16 protein-coding genes are annotated in these 14,794 nt (G+C 63.2%); 6 read left to right on the top strand and 10 right to left on the bottom strand.

The window, feature by feature from the left end; genetic code table 11:
- Positions 1–16: 16 nt before the first annotated feature.
- From AC16HO_RS04145 to AC16HO_RS04135, 3 genes are all read right to left on the bottom strand, one after another.
- Entirely contained in the window at positions 17–2,065 is a 2,049-nt protein-coding gene (locus tag AC16HO_RS04145; RefSeq protein WP_395642422.1) for a M20/M25/M40 family metallo-hydrolase, read from the bottom strand.
- Positions 2,062–2,625, bottom strand: coding sequence for an elongation factor P-like protein EfpL (efpL, locus tag AC16HO_RS04140; RefSeq protein WP_395642421.1), 564 nt, complete (start codon positions 2,623–2,625; stop codon positions 2,062–2,064). Before efpL ends, AC16HO_RS04145 begins: the two co-directional genes overlap by 4 nt.
- A 113-nt stretch (positions 2,626–2,738) precedes the next feature.
- Positions 2,739–3,506, bottom strand: a complete 768-nt coding sequence (locus tag AC16HO_RS04135) for an SDR family NAD(P)-dependent oxidoreductase (protein WP_395642420.1) — start codon at positions 3,504–3,506, stop codon at positions 2,739–2,741.
- Positions 3,507–3,700: 194 nt separating this feature from the next.
- Here AC16HO_RS04135 and AC16HO_RS04130 point away from each other — a divergent pair, with 194 nt between their 5' ends.
- Entirely contained in the window at positions 3,701–5,512 is a 1,812-nt protein-coding gene (locus AC16HO_RS04130; protein WP_395642419.1) for a DUF1800 domain-containing protein, read from the top strand.
- On the top strand, positions 5,509–6,960 hold the full coding sequence (locus tag AC16HO_RS04125) for a DUF1501 domain-containing protein (protein ID WP_484335299.1): 1,452 nt from the start codon (positions 5,509–5,511) through the stop codon (positions 6,958–6,960). The genes AC16HO_RS04130 and AC16HO_RS04125 overlap by 4 nt, the downstream gene beginning before the upstream one ends.
- A 149-nt stretch (positions 6,961–7,109) precedes the next feature.
- Here the strand turns inward: AC16HO_RS04125 and AC16HO_RS04120 are convergent, their stop codons facing one another.
- The 6 genes from AC16HO_RS04120 to AC16HO_RS04095 form a co-directional block, all read right to left on the bottom strand.
- A complete protein-coding gene (locus AC16HO_RS04120; RefSeq protein WP_395642417.1) occupies positions 7,110–7,322 on the bottom strand; it encodes a hypothetical protein in 213 nt (70 codons plus the stop codon).
- Between the two features lie 5 nt (positions 7,323–7,327).
- Positions 7,328–7,840 carry a DoxX family protein gene (locus tag AC16HO_RS04115; RefSeq protein ID WP_395642416.1) on the bottom strand — a complete coding sequence of 171 codons (513 nt, stop codon included), beginning with the start codon at positions 7,838–7,840 and terminating at the stop codon, positions 7,328–7,330.
- Positions 7,837–8,268 (bottom strand): GNAT family N-acetyltransferase, encoded by a 432-nt coding sequence (locus AC16HO_RS04110; protein WP_395642415.1) that lies wholly within the window; start codon positions 8,266–8,268, stop codon positions 7,837–7,839. The genes AC16HO_RS04115 and AC16HO_RS04110 overlap by 4 nt, the downstream gene beginning before the upstream one ends.
- Before the next feature lie 117 nt (positions 8,269–8,385).
- On the bottom strand, positions 8,386–9,387 hold the full coding sequence (locus tag AC16HO_RS04105) for a haloacid dehalogenase type II (RefSeq protein WP_395642414.1): 1,002 nt from the start codon (positions 9,385–9,387) through the stop codon (positions 8,386–8,388).
- Between the two features lie 23 nt (positions 9,388–9,410).
- Complete coding sequence (locus AC16HO_RS04100; RefSeq protein WP_395642413.1) at positions 9,411–10,412, bottom strand: NAD-dependent epimerase/dehydratase family protein; 1,002 nt, start codon at positions 10,410–10,412, stop codon at positions 9,411–9,413.
- A gap of 156 nt (positions 10,413–10,568) precedes the next feature.
- A complete protein-coding gene (locus tag AC16HO_RS04095) occupies positions 10,569–11,561 on the bottom strand; it encodes a glucokinase (protein ID WP_395642412.1) in 993 nt (330 codons plus the stop codon).
- A 290-nt stretch (positions 11,562–11,851) separates the two neighbouring features.
- Between AC16HO_RS04095 and rpsP the strand changes: the two genes are divergently transcribed.
- From rpsP to rplS, 4 genes are all read left to right on the top strand, one after another.
- Positions 11,852–12,112, top strand: coding sequence for a 30S ribosomal protein S16 (gene rpsP / locus AC16HO_RS04090; RefSeq protein ID WP_395642411.1), 261 nt, complete (start codon positions 11,852–11,854; stop codon positions 12,110–12,112).
- A gap of 20 nt (positions 12,113–12,132) precedes the next feature.
- Positions 12,133–12,663, top strand: a complete 531-nt coding sequence (gene rimM / locus AC16HO_RS04085; RefSeq protein ID WP_395642410.1) for a ribosome maturation factor RimM — start codon at positions 12,133–12,135, stop codon at positions 12,661–12,663.
- 59 nt (positions 12,664–12,722) lie between these two features.
- On the top strand, positions 12,723–13,463 hold the full coding sequence (gene trmD, locus AC16HO_RS04080; protein ID WP_395642409.1) for a tRNA (guanosine(37)-N1)-methyltransferase TrmD: 741 nt from the start codon (positions 12,723–12,725) through the stop codon (positions 13,461–13,463).
- Positions 13,464–13,602: 139 nt separating this feature from the next.
- Positions 13,603–13,968, top strand: a complete 366-nt coding sequence (gene rplS / locus AC16HO_RS04075) for a 50S ribosomal protein L19 (RefSeq protein ID WP_395642408.1) — start codon at positions 13,603–13,605, stop codon at positions 13,966–13,968.
- Positions 13,969–14,248: 280 nt separating this feature from the next.
- Here rplS and AC16HO_RS04070 read toward each other — a convergent pair whose 3' ends face one another.
- The gene (locus tag AC16HO_RS04070; RefSeq protein WP_395642407.1) at positions 14,249–14,791 is read right to left on the bottom strand and encodes a phosphatase PAP2 family protein; all 543 of its coding nucleotides are present in this window, start codon (positions 14,789–14,791) and stop codon (positions 14,249–14,251) included.
- Positions 14,792–14,794: the final 3 nt, after the last annotated feature.

Below are 14,794 nucleotides of genomic sequence, written 5' to 3'. Positions count from 1 at the left end.
ATGGGACGGACGGCGACTACTTCGCGAGCCTGGTCAGCAGACTGTGCCAGTAGTCGAGCGCGGCCGGTACTTCCGTGGCGGGCAGCTTTTCGTTGAGTCCGTGCGCAAAGGTATCGTTGGGCTTGGTGAACTCCGGAGCGACACCAAAACTCGGCACGCCGGCCGCGCGGAAATGCACGCTGTCGGTGGCATAGGCCGCCATGCCGGGTACGACTTCCACGCCGGGGAAGCGCTCGTGGATGGTCTCGGCGATAGCGCCCATGAGATCGGCGCGAAGCGGCGACGCAGCACTTCCGACCGGAAGCGGTTCGCGTACCGTGATGCTGACGGTCGGATCGGCGATCACTTTCTCGAGCGCATCTTTGATTGCGGCAACCGGCGTGCCGGGAAAGATACGGCAATTGATGTTGGCATCGGCGCGTTGCGGCAGGGCGTTGCGCGCATGCCCCCCGTCCAGCATGGTGGCGACGCAGGTGGTGCGAATCTGTCCGACGTACGCCGGATCGGCGGAAATCGCGGCGGCGGCTTTCGCATCGTCGGGATTCGCCGCGAACGCGCGAATGGCTGTGGCCAGCGGGCCGGTTTCATGCGCACCGAGGGCCTTGAACGAGGCGAGCGTGATGTCGTTGTGTTGCACGGGAAATTGGTATGCGGCGATGCGCTCGAGCGCCCGAGCCAGATGGTAGATCGCGTTTTTCGGCGGGTCCGGTTCGCTGGAATGACCGCCGGCCGAGGTCACCGTCAACAAAAGATCGGCATAGGTCTTTTCCGCCGCCTGAATTTCGAACGTGACCGGCTTGAGGTTGGTGTCGTAGATGCCACCCCCGCCATCCGCATTGAGCAGGAACTCCGCATCGTGATGGCGCTTGGCGAGTTCACGCGTGGAGATCATGCCGGTCTCCTCGTCGCCCGAGAACACCAGGACCAGCTCGCGCTTCGGCGCAAAGCCTTCACGCTTCAGGCGCATGAACGTCTCGACCAGTGCGACCACGCCGGTTTTCATGTCGGCCACGCCGCGGCCGTACAGATACCCGTTCTCCTCGACCAGCGTGAACGGATCGCGGGTCCAGTCGGCCGGATTGGCCGCGACCACGTCCATGTGCCCGGAAATCAGGATCGGCTTCAGGCTCTTGTCGCTGCCGGGGTAGCGCACCGTGAGTGCGGCGGTTTCGCCGACGGGAATGATCGTGATGTCGGACTTGGCAAAGCCGGCCGATTGCAGTTTCCCGGCGAGGTATTGCGCGAACTCCGGGACCTGACCCTTGCCTTGCACCGTTTGCATCGCGATCGCGTGGCGCAGCATGTCCATGGTTTCGGGCATCGCCTGCGCGGTGGTTTCCGCCAGCGAAATCGATGGCAGTGCAAGAACTGAAAGCAGTCCACTGGCAAGCAGGCCGGCACGCAGCAAGGTATTCATCGTTTCTCCCGAGTTGCCCGAAGTGCGCGCAGCATAGCGCAGGGGGCAATCGTTATGAAATTCTCGCGCGCAGCAAAAAGGGGGGGGGCAAAGCACATTGCAATCCCGTGATTTGAAATTGCCTGTTTCGCTGATCATGCGTCGCATGATCAAGTCGGTCTGCGCATCGTCGCCGAGCCGAAACACATGTGCGCCAACCTGGACGAAGCCGCATTTGCGATAGAACGCGATCGCGCGCGGATTGTGCTCCCAGACTCCGAGCCAGAGCATGTGCGCATCGAGCGCGGCAGCTTCGGCGAGCGCCGCATCCATCAGTCGTTGCGCGAGGCCGCGGCCGATCCAGTCGCGATCGATGTAGAAGCGCCAGAGTTCGACGGCGCGATCGGCCTTCACGCATTCTGGCGTCGAAGCGATGCGCAGCTGCGCGTAGCCGGCGATGCCGCCGTCGCATTCGACGAGCAGCGTGCGGATCCGCTCCGATTCGATCTCGGCGCGCTGCTTGTCCGCGCCATACGACGCAACCGCATGCGCCGCCATGTTTTCGGCTGTGTTGACCGCCGCGAAGGTGTCGCGGAACGTGCGTTCGGCGAGCGCAGCCAAGACCGCGGCATCGGCCGCAGTCGCGCTGCGGATGTACGTTTCGATCATGCGCGTCCGGAGAATTCGCCGGTCGTCGTGTTGACGAAGACGTTTTCGCCGTTGGTGATGTACTCGGGCACCTGGATCTCGATGCCGGTGTTGAGCTTGGCCGGCTTCGAGCGCTTGGTTGCGGAGGCGCCTTTCAGTTCCGGCGCGGTGTCGACCACCTGCAGCGTCACCGTCGCCGGTACCTGCAGGCCGATCGGCGCGTCGTCGATCAACTGGATGTAGTAACCGTCGACACCTTCGACGATGTAGCCGGCCGCATCGCCGACCGAAGAAGCGTCGAGCGTGTACTGGGTGTAGTCCTCGTTGTCCATGAACACGAACGCATCGCCATCCTTGTACGAGAAATTCGCCGCGCGGCGCACGAGCTCGGTTTCCTTGAGGTCGTCGTCGGCGCGCAGCGAGATGTCGAGCTTGGTCGCGCCCGGCACCGAATACATCACGAAGCGGAAAGTGACGTTGCCACCGCGACCCTGCGGGGAGCTGCGTTCGATTTCGCGAATCTGGTACACCTTGCCGTTGTATTCGACGACGTTGCCGCGTTTGATTTCGAAGGCTTTCATGATTTGTCCCGTCATTCCAGCGAATGCCGGAATCCTGTGTCCTGGAATGGGTGGAAAATGGATCCCGTGTCAGCACATATCCCTGTGCCGCGCGGGATGAGTTCGTCCCGGACTCATTTGGGCGCCAACCGAATCGCACCGTCGAGGCGGATCACGCTGCCGTTGAGGTAGCGATTGCGCAGGATGAAGGCTACCGTATCGGCGAATTCCTCCGCCGTGCCGAGGCGCGAAGGGTAGGGTACTTGTGCACAAAGGGAATTGTATACCTGTTCCGGCATGCCCTCGACCATTGGCGTGTGGAACACGCCCGGTGCGACGGTCATCACGCGCACGCCGATGCGCGCGAATTCGCGCGCCATCGGCAGGGTCATGCCGACCACGCCGCCTTTCGATGCCGAGTACGCGGCCTGGCCGATCTGGCCCTCGAATGCGGCGATCGAGGCCGTGTTGACGATCACGCCGCGCTCACCATCCTCGCCCGGCGCGTTGTGCTGCATCAGGTCGGCGGCGGCCTTGGCGACATTGAAGCTGCCGATCAGATTGACCGTCACCGTGGTCGCGAAAGTAGCAAGCCGCATCGGGCCTTCCTTGCCGAGCACGCGGCCGGCGCCGAGGATGCCGGCGCAGCTGATCGCGGCATTGAGGCCGCCGAGCCATTCCTGCGCCGCCTTCGCGTTCGCGGCGACCTGTTCCTCGGAACTCACGTCGGTGTTGAAGTAGCGCGTACTAGCGCCGATCGCGGCGACGGCCTGCGCGCCCTTCTCGGCGCTGACGTCGAAAAGCGCGACTTTTGCGCCGTGCGCCACGAGTTGCCTGGCGACGCCGAAGCCCAGCCCGGACGCGCCACCGGTGACGATGGCCTTGACCTGATCCAGTTGCATGAAGTTTCCGCTCTTGTTGAAAAATGCAGGCAGGATGCCTGCTTTACTTGATTTTCGCGATCAGGGCCGAACGCAAAAAGCAACCGGCGCGAATTGTAGCAAGCCACCGGCAAGTGACAACCAAGGCATGTTTCTGCGGTGCCGGATGGACTAAAGTGCTGGCCGTTGCGTGATCACCGTTTGGAGAGACAGCCATGGGCATGTTCGGCGGCGTTTGGCGAACCGTCTTTGTCTGTGTGTTCGCATGCATGGCGGGTGCCGCGCACGCGGGTGTCGATTCCGCCGCCGGCATGATTTCTCCGGGCCCATGGATATCGCCGAGCCGGGCCGATGCCGCACGCTTTCTGGCTCAGGCCACATTCGGCGCCAGCGATGCGGACATCGCACACCTGCAGCGCGTCGGCTATCTCGGTTGGATCAACGAGCAAGCTGCGGCGACGGTTTCCCTCGAAAAGCCCTATCTCGACTGGGACAGTCCGTCGGGTGACAACAACAACCAGAACCCGCGCCGCGAAATCTGGACGATCAATGCGCTCGGCGCGCCCGATCCCAGCCGTTCCGGTTTTCCGGGCAACGCGCATGTCGATCAGTTGCGCCAGCGCATGGCGTTCGCGCTGTCGGAGATTTTTGTCGTATCGAGTCAGAACAGCGGCCTGTCGTACCAGCAATGGGCGCTGGGCAGCTTCTACGATGTGCTGGCGAAAGACGCGTTCGCGAACTACCGCACCCTGCTCGAGGATGTGACCAAGCACCCGGCGATGGGCAATTACCTGTCGATGATCCAGAACCGCAAGGCGGACGCATCGCTCAACATCCACCCGGACGAAAACTACGCTCGCGAAGTCTTGCAGCTGTTCTCGATCGGACTGAACCAGCTGAACGCCGACGGCACGCGCCAGCTCGACGGGAACGGCCAGCCGCTGCCGACCTATGACCAGACCACGGTGCGCGGGTTCGCCGCGGTGTTCACCGGCTGGAACTACACCAACGTCGGCTGCGGGCCGAGCACCTACAATTGCTGCGATGCCGACCACTATTTCGATTGGGGTTGTGCGGCCATCGCCTACAACTCGCCGCGCTGGCAACTGCCGATGCAACCGATCGAGGCCTGGCACGACTCGACTTCGGACAAGCAATTGCTGCAATACCCCGGCGTCGCGCTCGCCAACGGCGTGCTCGTGCATGGCGGCGATGCGCAGGCCGAGATGACGGCAGCGCTGGACAACATCTTCCACCACCCGAACGTCGGCCCGTTCCTCGGCAGGCAGCTGATCCAGCGCCTGGTCACGAGCAATCCTTCGCCGGCCTACGTCGCCCGCGTCGCGGCGGCGTTCAACGACAACGGCAGCGGCGTGCGCGGCGATCTGCTCGCCGTGCTCAAGGCGATTCTGCTCGATGCGGAGGCGCGTTCGATCCCGCCGGGCATGGCCGACAGCTATGGCAAGTTGCGCGAACCGATCATCAAGTTCACCCACCTGTGGCGCGCGATGGCGGCACGGTCGTCGAGCGGCCGCATCGACAATTTCAATACCTACCCGCAACTGCAGGACTGGATCGGCCAGGCGCCGCTGGCGAGCGGTTCGGTGTTCAATTTCTTCAGCCCGTTCTTCGTCCAGCCGGGCGAACCGGCGCAGCGCGGGTTGAAGGCGCCGGAATTCCAGATCCTGACCGACATGTATGCGCTGAACACGCCGGACCGGCTGTATCACGAAATTTTTTGCAACTATTCGGGCAGCGGGGATTGCTGGGCCGCGGACGATCCCGGCACGATCCAGAACAACATCCAGCGTGATGCGGCGCTGGCGATGAGCAACCCCGGCCAATTGCTCGACCAGTACAACCTGCTGTTCCTGTCCGGGCAGATGTCGGGCTACATGCGCGGCATCATTCTCGATCGCATCAACAAGATCACCAGCGGCAACCGCGGCGCCAGCGCCGGCATGTTCCGCGTGCAGCACGCGCTGTACCTGATTCTCAATTCCCCCGAATACTCGATCCAGAAGTGAGCCGCGCCATGCATTTCGATCGACGTGAATTCCTGCGCAAGAGCCTCGGCGCCGCGCTCGGCGGCGTCAGCCTGTATTCCGCGCTCGGCAATCTGAAACTGATGGCCGCGGCCACGAGCAACTACAGCTTCAGCGACTACAAGGCGCTGGTGTGCGTGTTTCTGTACGGCGGCAACGACTCACTCAACATGATCGTGCCGTACGATGCGACGCATTATGCCCAGTACCGCAGTCTGCGCTCGCAGATCGCATTGGCCCAATCCACCGTGCAGGCGAATGCACTCAACGCGACGCCGAGCGATGGCGGTCAGTATGGCGCGCATCCGGCGCTGGGCGATCAGACCGCTGCCGGTGGCAATGCCGGCTTGCGCGCTCTGTTCAATGCCGGCAAGGCTGCGATCGTGGCGAACGTAGGCACCTTGATCCAGCCGATCACCGGCGCGCAATTCCGCGCCGGCAGCGTGCCGGTACCGCCGAGCCTGTTCTCGCACGCCGACCAGCAACCGCAATGGCAGACCGCGCGGCCGGACGATCTGACCGCAGGCGGCTGGGGCGGGCGCGTTTCCGATCTGCTCGCGAGCGCGAACACCGGCTCGCTGCCGATGGTCGTGTCGACGAGCAACAACAACGTGTTCGAGCGCGGCAACACGGTGAGCCCGTATTGCGTCGATCCGGGCGGAGTCAGCCAGATGAGCTACCTCGGCGGCGGTGAAGCCTGGATCGCGACCGGCAACGATCCCGATTCGGCCGCGGCCTACAAGGCGCTGATCGCGCAGGGCGCGCAGGCGCACGTGCTCGAGCGCGCGTTCGCCGACAAGTCCCGGCTCGCGGTGGCGAATGCCGATCTGCTGATCGCGGCGCTGAACCCGGTGCCGCCGCTGCCCGCGCTGCGGACGACGTTTCCGGCCAGCGATCTCGGCCAGCAACTGCAGATGGTCGCGCAGATGATTCGTGTGCGCGCGACGCTGGGCATGAGCCGCCAGGTGTTCTTCGTTTCGGCCGGCAACTACGACACGCACAGCGACCAGCTGAGCAACCAGCAGGACAACCTTTCCGAACTGTCGCAGGCGCTGAGCGCGTTCTACAGCGCAACGGCGGAACTCGGCGTCGCCAACGGCGTGACTGCGTTCACTGCGTCCGATTTCGGTCGCTCCTTCACCAGCAACTCGACCGGCACCGACCACGGCTGGGGTGGCCACCATTTCGTCGTCGGCGGCGCGGTCCACGGCGGCAGCTTCTACGGCACGATGCCGTCGCTGGCGCTGAACACCAATCAGAACCCGAACGCAAATCCCGACGACACCGGTTATGGCCAGATCGTGCCGACGACCTCGGTCGACCAGTACGCCGCGACGCTGGCGAGCTGGTTCGGCGTCGGTGCCTCCGACCTCGCCACGATCTTCCCGAACCTCGGCCGCTTCGCGACGGCGAATCTCGGTTTCGTTTGAGCGTTTCGACCCGGGTTCCAGGCAAGCGGGTTGCGGCGAACGCGGGAATCCGGCGACTCCTGTTGCGGAACTCGTCGTGCTGGACGGCAATGGCAGCGGATTCCCGCGTTCGCCGCGCCGGTGAACAATGTGGCTTCCCCGTTGCGGTGTCAGTCGATGGGGAACGGACCTTCCTCGCCCACGCTTTCGCGGTATCCGTTCGCGCCGATCGCCTGGGCGAGCGGGCTGCGGAAATCCTCGTCCGCGCGCAGGCACTGGAGCACGTGGCGGAAGTCGAGGCGCGGTCGCCAGCCGAGTTCGCGGTGCGCGAGGCCATTGACGTTGACGCCGTGAGTCGAAGCAACCTTGCCATCGGCCGTCATGAATGTCACAACGCCTGCTTTGATTGCGGGCCAAGGGCACGCCGGCGCGCGATGCTTCCTGAGAGTCCGTCGAGCGACAAAGGGCCGCTACCGCCCAGAATCAATGCGACCAGCGCCGCCAGGTAGAGCAGATCGGTTTCGTACCCCGGCTGGCCGAAGTGTGCGCCGCTTTCCGTGACCGACAACAATTTGATGGAACTGAATCCGTTTGGCAGGTGCACCGTGAAAATGGCAACGCAGAGCACGCCGATCATCGGCACACTCGCGAGCGGAATACAGCAACCTGCGAGCACGGCGAAGCCGCCGATCAATTCCACAAGTATCGTTGCCCAGGCCAACAGGTCCGGCATGGGCATACCCAGAGCACCGAGGATGTGCACGAACGAATCCGGCCCGCGGGCCAACTTCGCGTAACCATGCGACATGAAACCGTATCCGACTATCAGACGCAGCGGGATGGCGAACCAATGCGGTCCGACGTTGGCCAAACGAACGCGGTGCGGGAAAAAGTCTTTCATGTGGCGATCTTTCCCTTCGACAGGTCCAGCGTCAGCCTGAGCATATCCGTGTGCCGGATGCCGTCTTCGTACAAAGGTTCGGGGTAATTTTCCAGAAAGAAGTCTTTCTCCACCGAGCTGACCCTGAAGCCGGCGCGCTGATAAAACGTCAAGTAGTAGCCGAAGCTCGCCGTTCCCACCTCGAGGCGCAGGCCCGCGCCTTCGCGGACACGGGCGATCGCGTGTTCGAGCAGCGCTTTCCCGATGCCGCGGCGCTGGCGAGACGGTGCAACCGAGATGTTCATCAGCTCGTACTTGGCTGGCACCGTCTCCTTCAACACGTACACGCCGACGACAGCCTCGTCGATCTGCGCCACAAAGCATTGCGCCCCGGCCAAGTAGTGGAGGATTTTTCCGATCGATGGATCGGCTTCCAGCAGCAGTTCCATGGGGGCATCAGCCGGAGCTATTTGAACTATCTTCATGATTTGCCTGCGCCGTGTCCGCGTCGGGTAACGGTGAGTTTCGCGAATGTGGAGAGTTTGCGGTGCGCGAATACACAACAGTCAAACTCGGGTTTTCACGAAACGGACAAGGTCGTCCAGATCATTTCCGGTAGCATCCGGAGTCGCGCCGAGTTCTTCGCCCGGCAGACCGAGACGGTTCACCCAGAAAGTCGGATAGCCGAATATCCTGGCGCCCGCCGCGTCCCAGCCTGCGAACGCGACGAACAGGATTTCCTCGCGTTTGAGGCCGAAGTCATCGAGTGCGATCCGGTATGCGCGCGGGTCCGGTTTGTATACCTTGTTCCGATCCGTGCTGAGGACGCGCTCGAACATTCCGCCGAGACCGGCATGGGTGATGTTCGAATCCAGCATCTCCTTTGTCATGTTGGACAGGAACGCCATACGCAGCCCCATTTCCTTCAATGTGCCGAGTGCCGAACGTACCTCCGGCCACGCATCGAGTCGCCCGAACGCGAGCGTCAGGCGCTCACGCATGTTCGCCGTAAGATCGAGCCGCAGTTGCTTTGCGGCATATACAAGCGCGTCGTCGGTCGCTTGCCGAAAGTCGACGTAGCGGCCCGTCAGCGAGCGCAGCCACTGGTACTCGAACTGCCTGGTGCGCCAGATGTTGCCCAACTCCGCGCCCCGGCCCGGGAAAAGTTCCTCGGCGAGGACGAAAACAGGGCGCGGGTCGAAGATTGGAAAGGCATCGAATGCCAGAAACTTGTACGAATAGCGGTTCGCGGTCGTCACCGACGGCAAGGACAACAATGGAGCGGTCGCGATGGCGGTCGTCGCCAAGCGAAGAAATTCACGTCGTTCGATTATCATGTTCGCCTCTCCTTCGATCCGAAGAGACCGCGTTTGTCGGGATTTGATGACAGCGCATTCATTGCGCCGCGCGTTGCCGGCTCCCGCCCATACTTGTCCGGCACGCTTCCATAGTTCGATGCCGCACGTTGCTGCCGGGATGTTCGCTCCGGCGGCACCCCGTCGTGGGGCGCTTCGTGTCGCGATTTTTTTTGCAACAACCGGATTCGGGGCGCTACCCGCAGGTTTCAACTACCGAACGAGATTCGTCGCGTCTATTGTCGACAGTCCAGATGGTCGACGGGGAACGGGCCTTCCTCGAACACGCTTTCGTGGTATCCCTTCGCGCCGATCGCCTGGGCGAGCGGGCTGCGGAAGTCCTCGTCCGTGCGCAGGCACTGGAGCACGTGGCCGAAGTCGTAGCGCGGCTGCCAGCCGAGTTCGCGGCGCGCGAGATCGTTGACGTAGACGCGATCGATCGAGTCGAACATGTGCCAGCCGCGGCGTGCGTATTCCTTGGCGCAGGCCGGGAACAGTCGGCGCAGCACGCTGGCTGCGTCGCTGCGCAGCGTCGGCAGATCGTCGCGTGAAAACGGCGTCGTCGCGCTGATGATGTAGCGGCCGAAACCTATGGCCGGCGCCTTGGCCACCGCCAGCAGGTGGGCATCGACGACGTCGGCGATATCGACGCGGCGATAGAGGAATTCGTTTGCCTTGATATTCGCGTCGGCGCAGCTCTCGCGCATGTGCTTGCTGTCGTCCGCCTCGGGGAAGAAGCGCGCGGTGCGCAGCACGAGACAGGGCAGGCCGAACTTGCGCTGGAACAACCGGCACAAGTTCTCGGCGGCGATCTTGGTGATGCCGTAGATGTTCTTTGCGACCGGCGTCACGTCTTCGGTGATCCAGGCAGCGGCCGCCCCCGGCAGCGGCACCAGTGCGTCGCCGAACGTACTCGTCGTGCTGGTGAAGACAAACGACTTCGCCTTTGCGGCGACGGCTTCCTCGAGCAGGTTGAGCGTGCCGCTGATGTTCGTGTCGACGAAATCCTGGCGCGCGTGCGTGGCGACGTGCGGTTTGTGCAGCGTTGCCGTGTGCAGCACCGCATCGACCTCGTGCATGCAGTCATGTACGAAGTCGCGATCGACGATCGAGCCGACCTTGTCCGCGAACGCCGAGGGCAGGACGTCGATACCGAGGACATCGTGGTGCGTGTCGCGCAGGCAGCGCATCAGCGCTTCGCCAAGATGGCCGCTGCTGCCGGTGACGAGGATTTTCATCGGAGCGTGGTGAGAGTGGAGCCAAGGCGGGACAAGAGTTTTTAGCCACGGATTACACGGATATCACGGATCAAGAACAAAACTATCTGCGTGTTTGCTTTATCCATACAATCCGTGGTGAAACTCTTCTTGCGCTTTGGGTTTTGCTCCAGCCAATCAGCTGGAGCGATGGTCCTGATACCACGCCGCCGCGCCGATCAGGCCGAGCTGGCCGTGTTCGATCAGCCAGATCGGCACGTGCTTGATCACGTCCCCGAGCGCGCCCTTGTTGTGGTAGCGCGCGACGAAGTTGCTGGTCGGCAGGAACGAACGGATGCGTGAGGGAATCCCGCCGGCGAGGAACACGGCGCGCGCGTTGTAGGCGAGCACGAGGTCGCCGATCAGGCTGCCGAGCAGGCCGCAGAATACGCTGAGGGTAGTTACCGCCTGCGGGTTGGCATGGGCGAGCGCGGCCGCGGTGACGTCGGCCGGGGTTCTCAGCATCGGATGCACGCCATGCAGCGTGCAGATGCACTCGTAGAGATTGAGCAGGCCAGGGCCAGACACTGCGCGTTCGCGGTCGATGTGCGACCAGCGCTTGAACAATTCGCGCAGGATATCCAGTTCCAGTTCGTTTCCCGGCGCGAGCGCGGCGTGACCGGCTTCGCTCGTGATCACTACCGGGTGCGGCCGATGCGGGATGCGCGCGGCCTGGCCCAGGCCGGTGCCGGGGCCGACCACGAGGGTGGTTACCTTCGACGGATCGACCGGCTGGCCGCTGAGCAGTTCGGCAGGGGCGAGGTCGATGTGCGGCACGGCGTGGGCCAGCGCCTCGAAATCGTTGATCAGCGCGAGGTCCTTCAGGTGCGCGGCCTGGCGGGTTTGCGACAGCGACACATGCCACGGCAGGTTCGGGTTGATCAGGCTGTCGCCGACCTGCAGGCCGGCGATCGCGATCGCGGCGCTGGTTATGCGGGCGTCGCCGTGGGTGTCGATGAAGGTGCGCAGGATCGTTGCCAGATCGGGATATTCGGCGCAGATGTATTCGGAATAGTGCAGGATTGCCACGGCGCCTTCGGCGTTGAAACGAACCAGGGCGAGGCGGGCGTGGGTACCGCCGACGTCGGCGGCGATGAAGGGGGCGTCGGAGGCGGTGGGCGTGGAGGTCAAGGGAATTCCTGAAACGGGAAGCAATGCGGTACGCCCGGAGTGCGAGACGTTGGAGTGTGTTCAGGGCCCGAGGGGTTGTCAATCCGTGGCCCCCCGCCAGGGCGGAGAATGCGGGGAAACGCCCTGGCACGCGTCTGCTTCAGCCACGTTGCTGAAAAGTCTTTATTTTTTTTCCAATTGAGCTAAAATACGCAGTTCCCGAACTGCCGTTGCCCGCTTTGCGGGCGTGCCGTGCGTGTCACGGCCGGCAAGGGAGCACAACGTACCCGATAAATTCTCGAGAAATAAACATGGTCAAGATTCGTCTTTCCCGCGGCGGCGCAAAAGGCCGTCCGTTCTATCACGTCATCGTTGCCGACGAGCGCAAGGCGCGCGACGGTCGCAACATCGAGCGCGTGGGCTTCTTCAACCCGGTCGCGGCCGGCAAGGAAACGCGCCTTCAGATCGACCTCGATCGCGTCAACAACTGGATCGCCAAGGGCGCGCAGCCCAGCGAGAAGGTGCGCGCGCTGATCAAGGAAGCCGGCAAGCAGGCGAAGGCTGCGGCCTGATCGCCACGCAGGCCGCTGCGATGGCCGCGCGCGACGAAGACGCGCCTGACAAGAGCAGGCTGGTTCTCGGCAAGATCGTCGGCCTGTATGGCGTCGAAGGTTGGGTCAAGCTCGAGTCGTACAGCGATCCGCGCGCGCAGATCTTCAAGTATTCGCCCTGGTTCGTCGGTTGCGCCGATGCGATGGTGGAGTATGCGAACGTGAAAGGCAGGACGCAGGGCAAGGGCATCGTCGCCCGTCTGCCCGGCGTCGACAGCCGCGATGCGGCGGTGGCCCTGATCGGCGCGGAGATCCGCATAGCGCGTTCGGCATTGCCGAAATCGAAGCGAGGCGAGTATTACTGGGTCGATCTCGAAGGACTCGATGTCTTCAATCTCGAAGGCGTCGCGTTCGGCAAGGTCAGCCATCTGTTCTCGACTGGCGCCAACGACGTGCTCGTGGTCAGGAAAGGCGAGCGTGAGCGGCTGGTGCCGTTCGTGACCGGAGACTTCGTCAAGGAAGTCGACATCGATGGTGGCAGGATCGTCGTCGATTGGGACAAGGATTTTTGAGCAACATCAAGCCGCCATTCCGGCGAAAACCGGAATGACGAGCGAAGAAGATCGACGCCATGCGGATTGATGTGATCACGCTGTTTCCCGAGTTCGTCGATGCGGCGGCCAGGGTCGGCGTGGTCGGGCGGGCGCAGGAGCGAGGCCTGCTTGCGGTGCGGAGCTGGAATCCGCGCGACTACGCGACCGATGCGTACCGGCGCGTGGACGAACGACCGTTCGGCGGCGGTCCGGGCATGGTCATGCTGATCGACCCGTTGCGCGATGCGTTGCGCGCAGCGCGCGCGGCGGATGCGAAACCGGTACGGACGATTTTCCTGAGTCCGCAAGGAACGCGGCTCACGCAGGACAAGGTGCGCGAACTCGCGCGGGAAGAGCGCCTGATCCTGCTGTGCGGACGCTACGAGGCGGTGGACGAACGCCTGATCGAGCACGAAGTCGACGAGGAGGTCTCGATCGGCGACTACGTGCTCTCGGGCGGCGAGCTGGCCGCGGCCGTGCTGATCGACGCGATCGGACGGCTGCAGGACGGTGCGCTCAACGATGCGGCCTCGGCGCAGCAGGATTCGTTCTCGGACGGCCTGCTCGACTGTCCGCACTACACGCGGCCGGAGGTTCACGAGCTCGGCGCGGTACCGGCGGTGCTGTTGTCGGGCGACCATGCGGAAATCGCGAAATGGCGGCGAAAACAGGCACTTGGACGAACCTGGTTGCGCCGGCCCGATCTTCTGGCTCGGGCGGCGCTGGATCCGGAAGAAAATTTATTTTTGTTTGAATTTCAAAAAGATACGAAACAGTAGTGAAGTGAGCCGTCAGAACGGCTCAAATCTAGGGATATACTCGCTGTCGTCCGTGATGGCGAGGATCAGTAAGGCGGCCACCCTTGGTCGTTCTTTTCAAGAGAGCTTTCCTTTCCATCACATTGAGCAGGTCGGTGTCATGAATCTCCTCCAACAATTCGAAGCTTCCCAGATCAGCCGCAAACTGCCCGAATTCAGCCCGGGCGATACGGTCGTCGTCAACGTCAAGGTAAAGGAAGGCAACCGCGAGCGCGTGCAGGCCTACGAGGGCGTGGTCATCGCGAAGAAGAACGCGGGCCTCAACTCGGCCTTCACGGTGCGCAAGATTTCCCACGGTTTCGGCGTCGAGCGTGTGTTCCAGTCGCACAGCCCGACGATCGACTCGGTCAACGTCAAGCGTCGCGGCAAGGTGCGTGGCGCCAAGCTCTACTACCTGCGTGGCCTTGAAGGCAAGGCGGCGCGCATTCAGGAAGATCTGTCCAAACACGGTACCGCAGCCGAATAATCGGCCGTCGTCGAGAAACGCGGACAGGAGTCCGTCGCTCGATTCACGTGATCAGGGACGATTGCTGAAGTACCAACTTCTTGGAGCATTGAGTCGCGTCTGTGCTCCTCGTCCAAAGCGGCCGCCAGCAATGGCGGCCGCTTTGTCTTTCCGGCGTTCAAGTTGCGTCGCGGCGCGTTCTTGCCGGCCTTTCCCGCGTTGGCGGGGAAGCAACGGTCCGCGTGTTGCTGGCGGTTGCGATTGCGGTGCACGCGGCAACGATCAGCCGAGGATCGGAAAGTCAGAAGCGATCGAGTGACGCGACCCACAGCGATGCGGTCGCCAAGCCACCGCCGATCAGCGTTGCCGCGAGCACGTCGCTGGGGTAGTGCAGCCCGAGTACGACGCGCGAGGCCGCGACAAGCAGCGCGAACGGGATCAGCAGCGGCGCGAGCGACGGAAACCAGGCGAGCGCGACGATAGTGAACGTCACCGCGTGCAGCGTGTGGCCGGAGGGAAAGCTGAATTCGTCCAAAGGCAGCGCCAACGGCACGATGTCGCGATGCGCGCGGAACGGGCGCGGGCGTTGCGTCCAGCGCTTGAGCGTGCGATATGTGCCCGCGGCGACGAGCCCGGTCAAGGCCATCTGCAGCGCGACGAAGCGGCCTTTCGCGCCGCCGAACACGGCGATCGCGAACATCAGCGTGTACCAGAACGGGCCATCGCCGAGACGGCTGATCGCGCCGAAGAAACGCGCGATCGTGCGCCGCGTGCCCCAGCCGTTAGCACGCTTGCACAGGCGCACTTCGCGGCTGCGCAGTTCGACAGTCTGCAGAAGTTGCATTGC

It is taken from the genome of Rudaea sp., from assembly GCF_057139185.1.
Note: the sequence above shows the minus strand (reverse complement) of the source record. Positions and strands in the feature narration are given on the sequence as shown.

What these genes read in the sequence shown, in the direction of transcription:
- AC16HO_RS04145 (WP_395642422.1), bottom strand. Translation starts at nt 2,065, where the DNA reads ATGATCGAAACGTACATCCGCAGCGCGACTGCGGCCGATGCCGCGGTC.
- efpL (WP_395642421.1), bottom strand. Translation starts at nt 2,625, where the DNA reads ATGAAAGCCTTCGAAATCAAACGCGGCAACGTCGTCGAATACAACGGC.
- AC16HO_RS04135 (WP_395642420.1), bottom strand. Translation starts at nt 3,506, where the DNA reads ATGCAACTGGATCAGGTCAAGGCCATCGTCACCGGTGGCGCGTCCGGG.
- AC16HO_RS04130 (WP_395642419.1), top strand. Translation starts at nt 3,701, where the DNA reads ATGGGCATGTTCGGCGGCGTTTGGCGAACCGTCTTTGTCTGTGTGTTC.
- AC16HO_RS04120 (WP_395642417.1), bottom strand. Translation starts at nt 7,322, where the DNA reads ATGACGGCCGATGGCAAGGTTGCTTCGACTCACGGCGTCAACGTCAAT.
- AC16HO_RS04115 (WP_395642416.1), bottom strand. Translation starts at nt 7,840, where the DNA reads ATGAAAGACTTTTTCCCGCACCGCGTTCGTTTGGCCAACGTCGGACCG.
- AC16HO_RS04110 (WP_395642415.1), bottom strand. Translation starts at nt 8,268, where the DNA reads ATGGAACTGCTGCTGGAAGCCGATCCATCGATCGGAAAAATCCTCCAC.
- AC16HO_RS04100 (WP_395642413.1), bottom strand. Translation starts at nt 10,412, where the DNA reads ATGAAAATCCTCGTCACCGGCAGCAGCGGCCATCTTGGCGAAGCGCTG.
- rpsP (WP_395642411.1), top strand. Translation starts at nt 11,852, where the DNA reads ATGGTCAAGATTCGTCTTTCCCGCGGCGGCGCAAAAGGCCGTCCGTTC.
- rimM (WP_395642410.1), top strand. Translation starts at nt 12,133, where the DNA reads ATGGCCGCGCGCGACGAAGACGCGCCTGACAAGAGCAGGCTGGTTCTC.
- trmD (WP_395642409.1), top strand. Translation starts at nt 12,723, where the DNA reads ATGCGGATTGATGTGATCACGCTGTTTCCCGAGTTCGTCGATGCGGCG.
- rplS (WP_395642408.1), top strand. Translation starts at nt 13,603, where the DNA reads ATGAATCTCCTCCAACAATTCGAAGCTTCCCAGATCAGCCGCAAACTG.
- AC16HO_RS04070 (WP_395642407.1), bottom strand. Translation starts at nt 14,791, where the DNA reads ATGCAACTTCTGCAGACTGTCGAACTGCGCAGCCGCGAAGTGCGCCTG.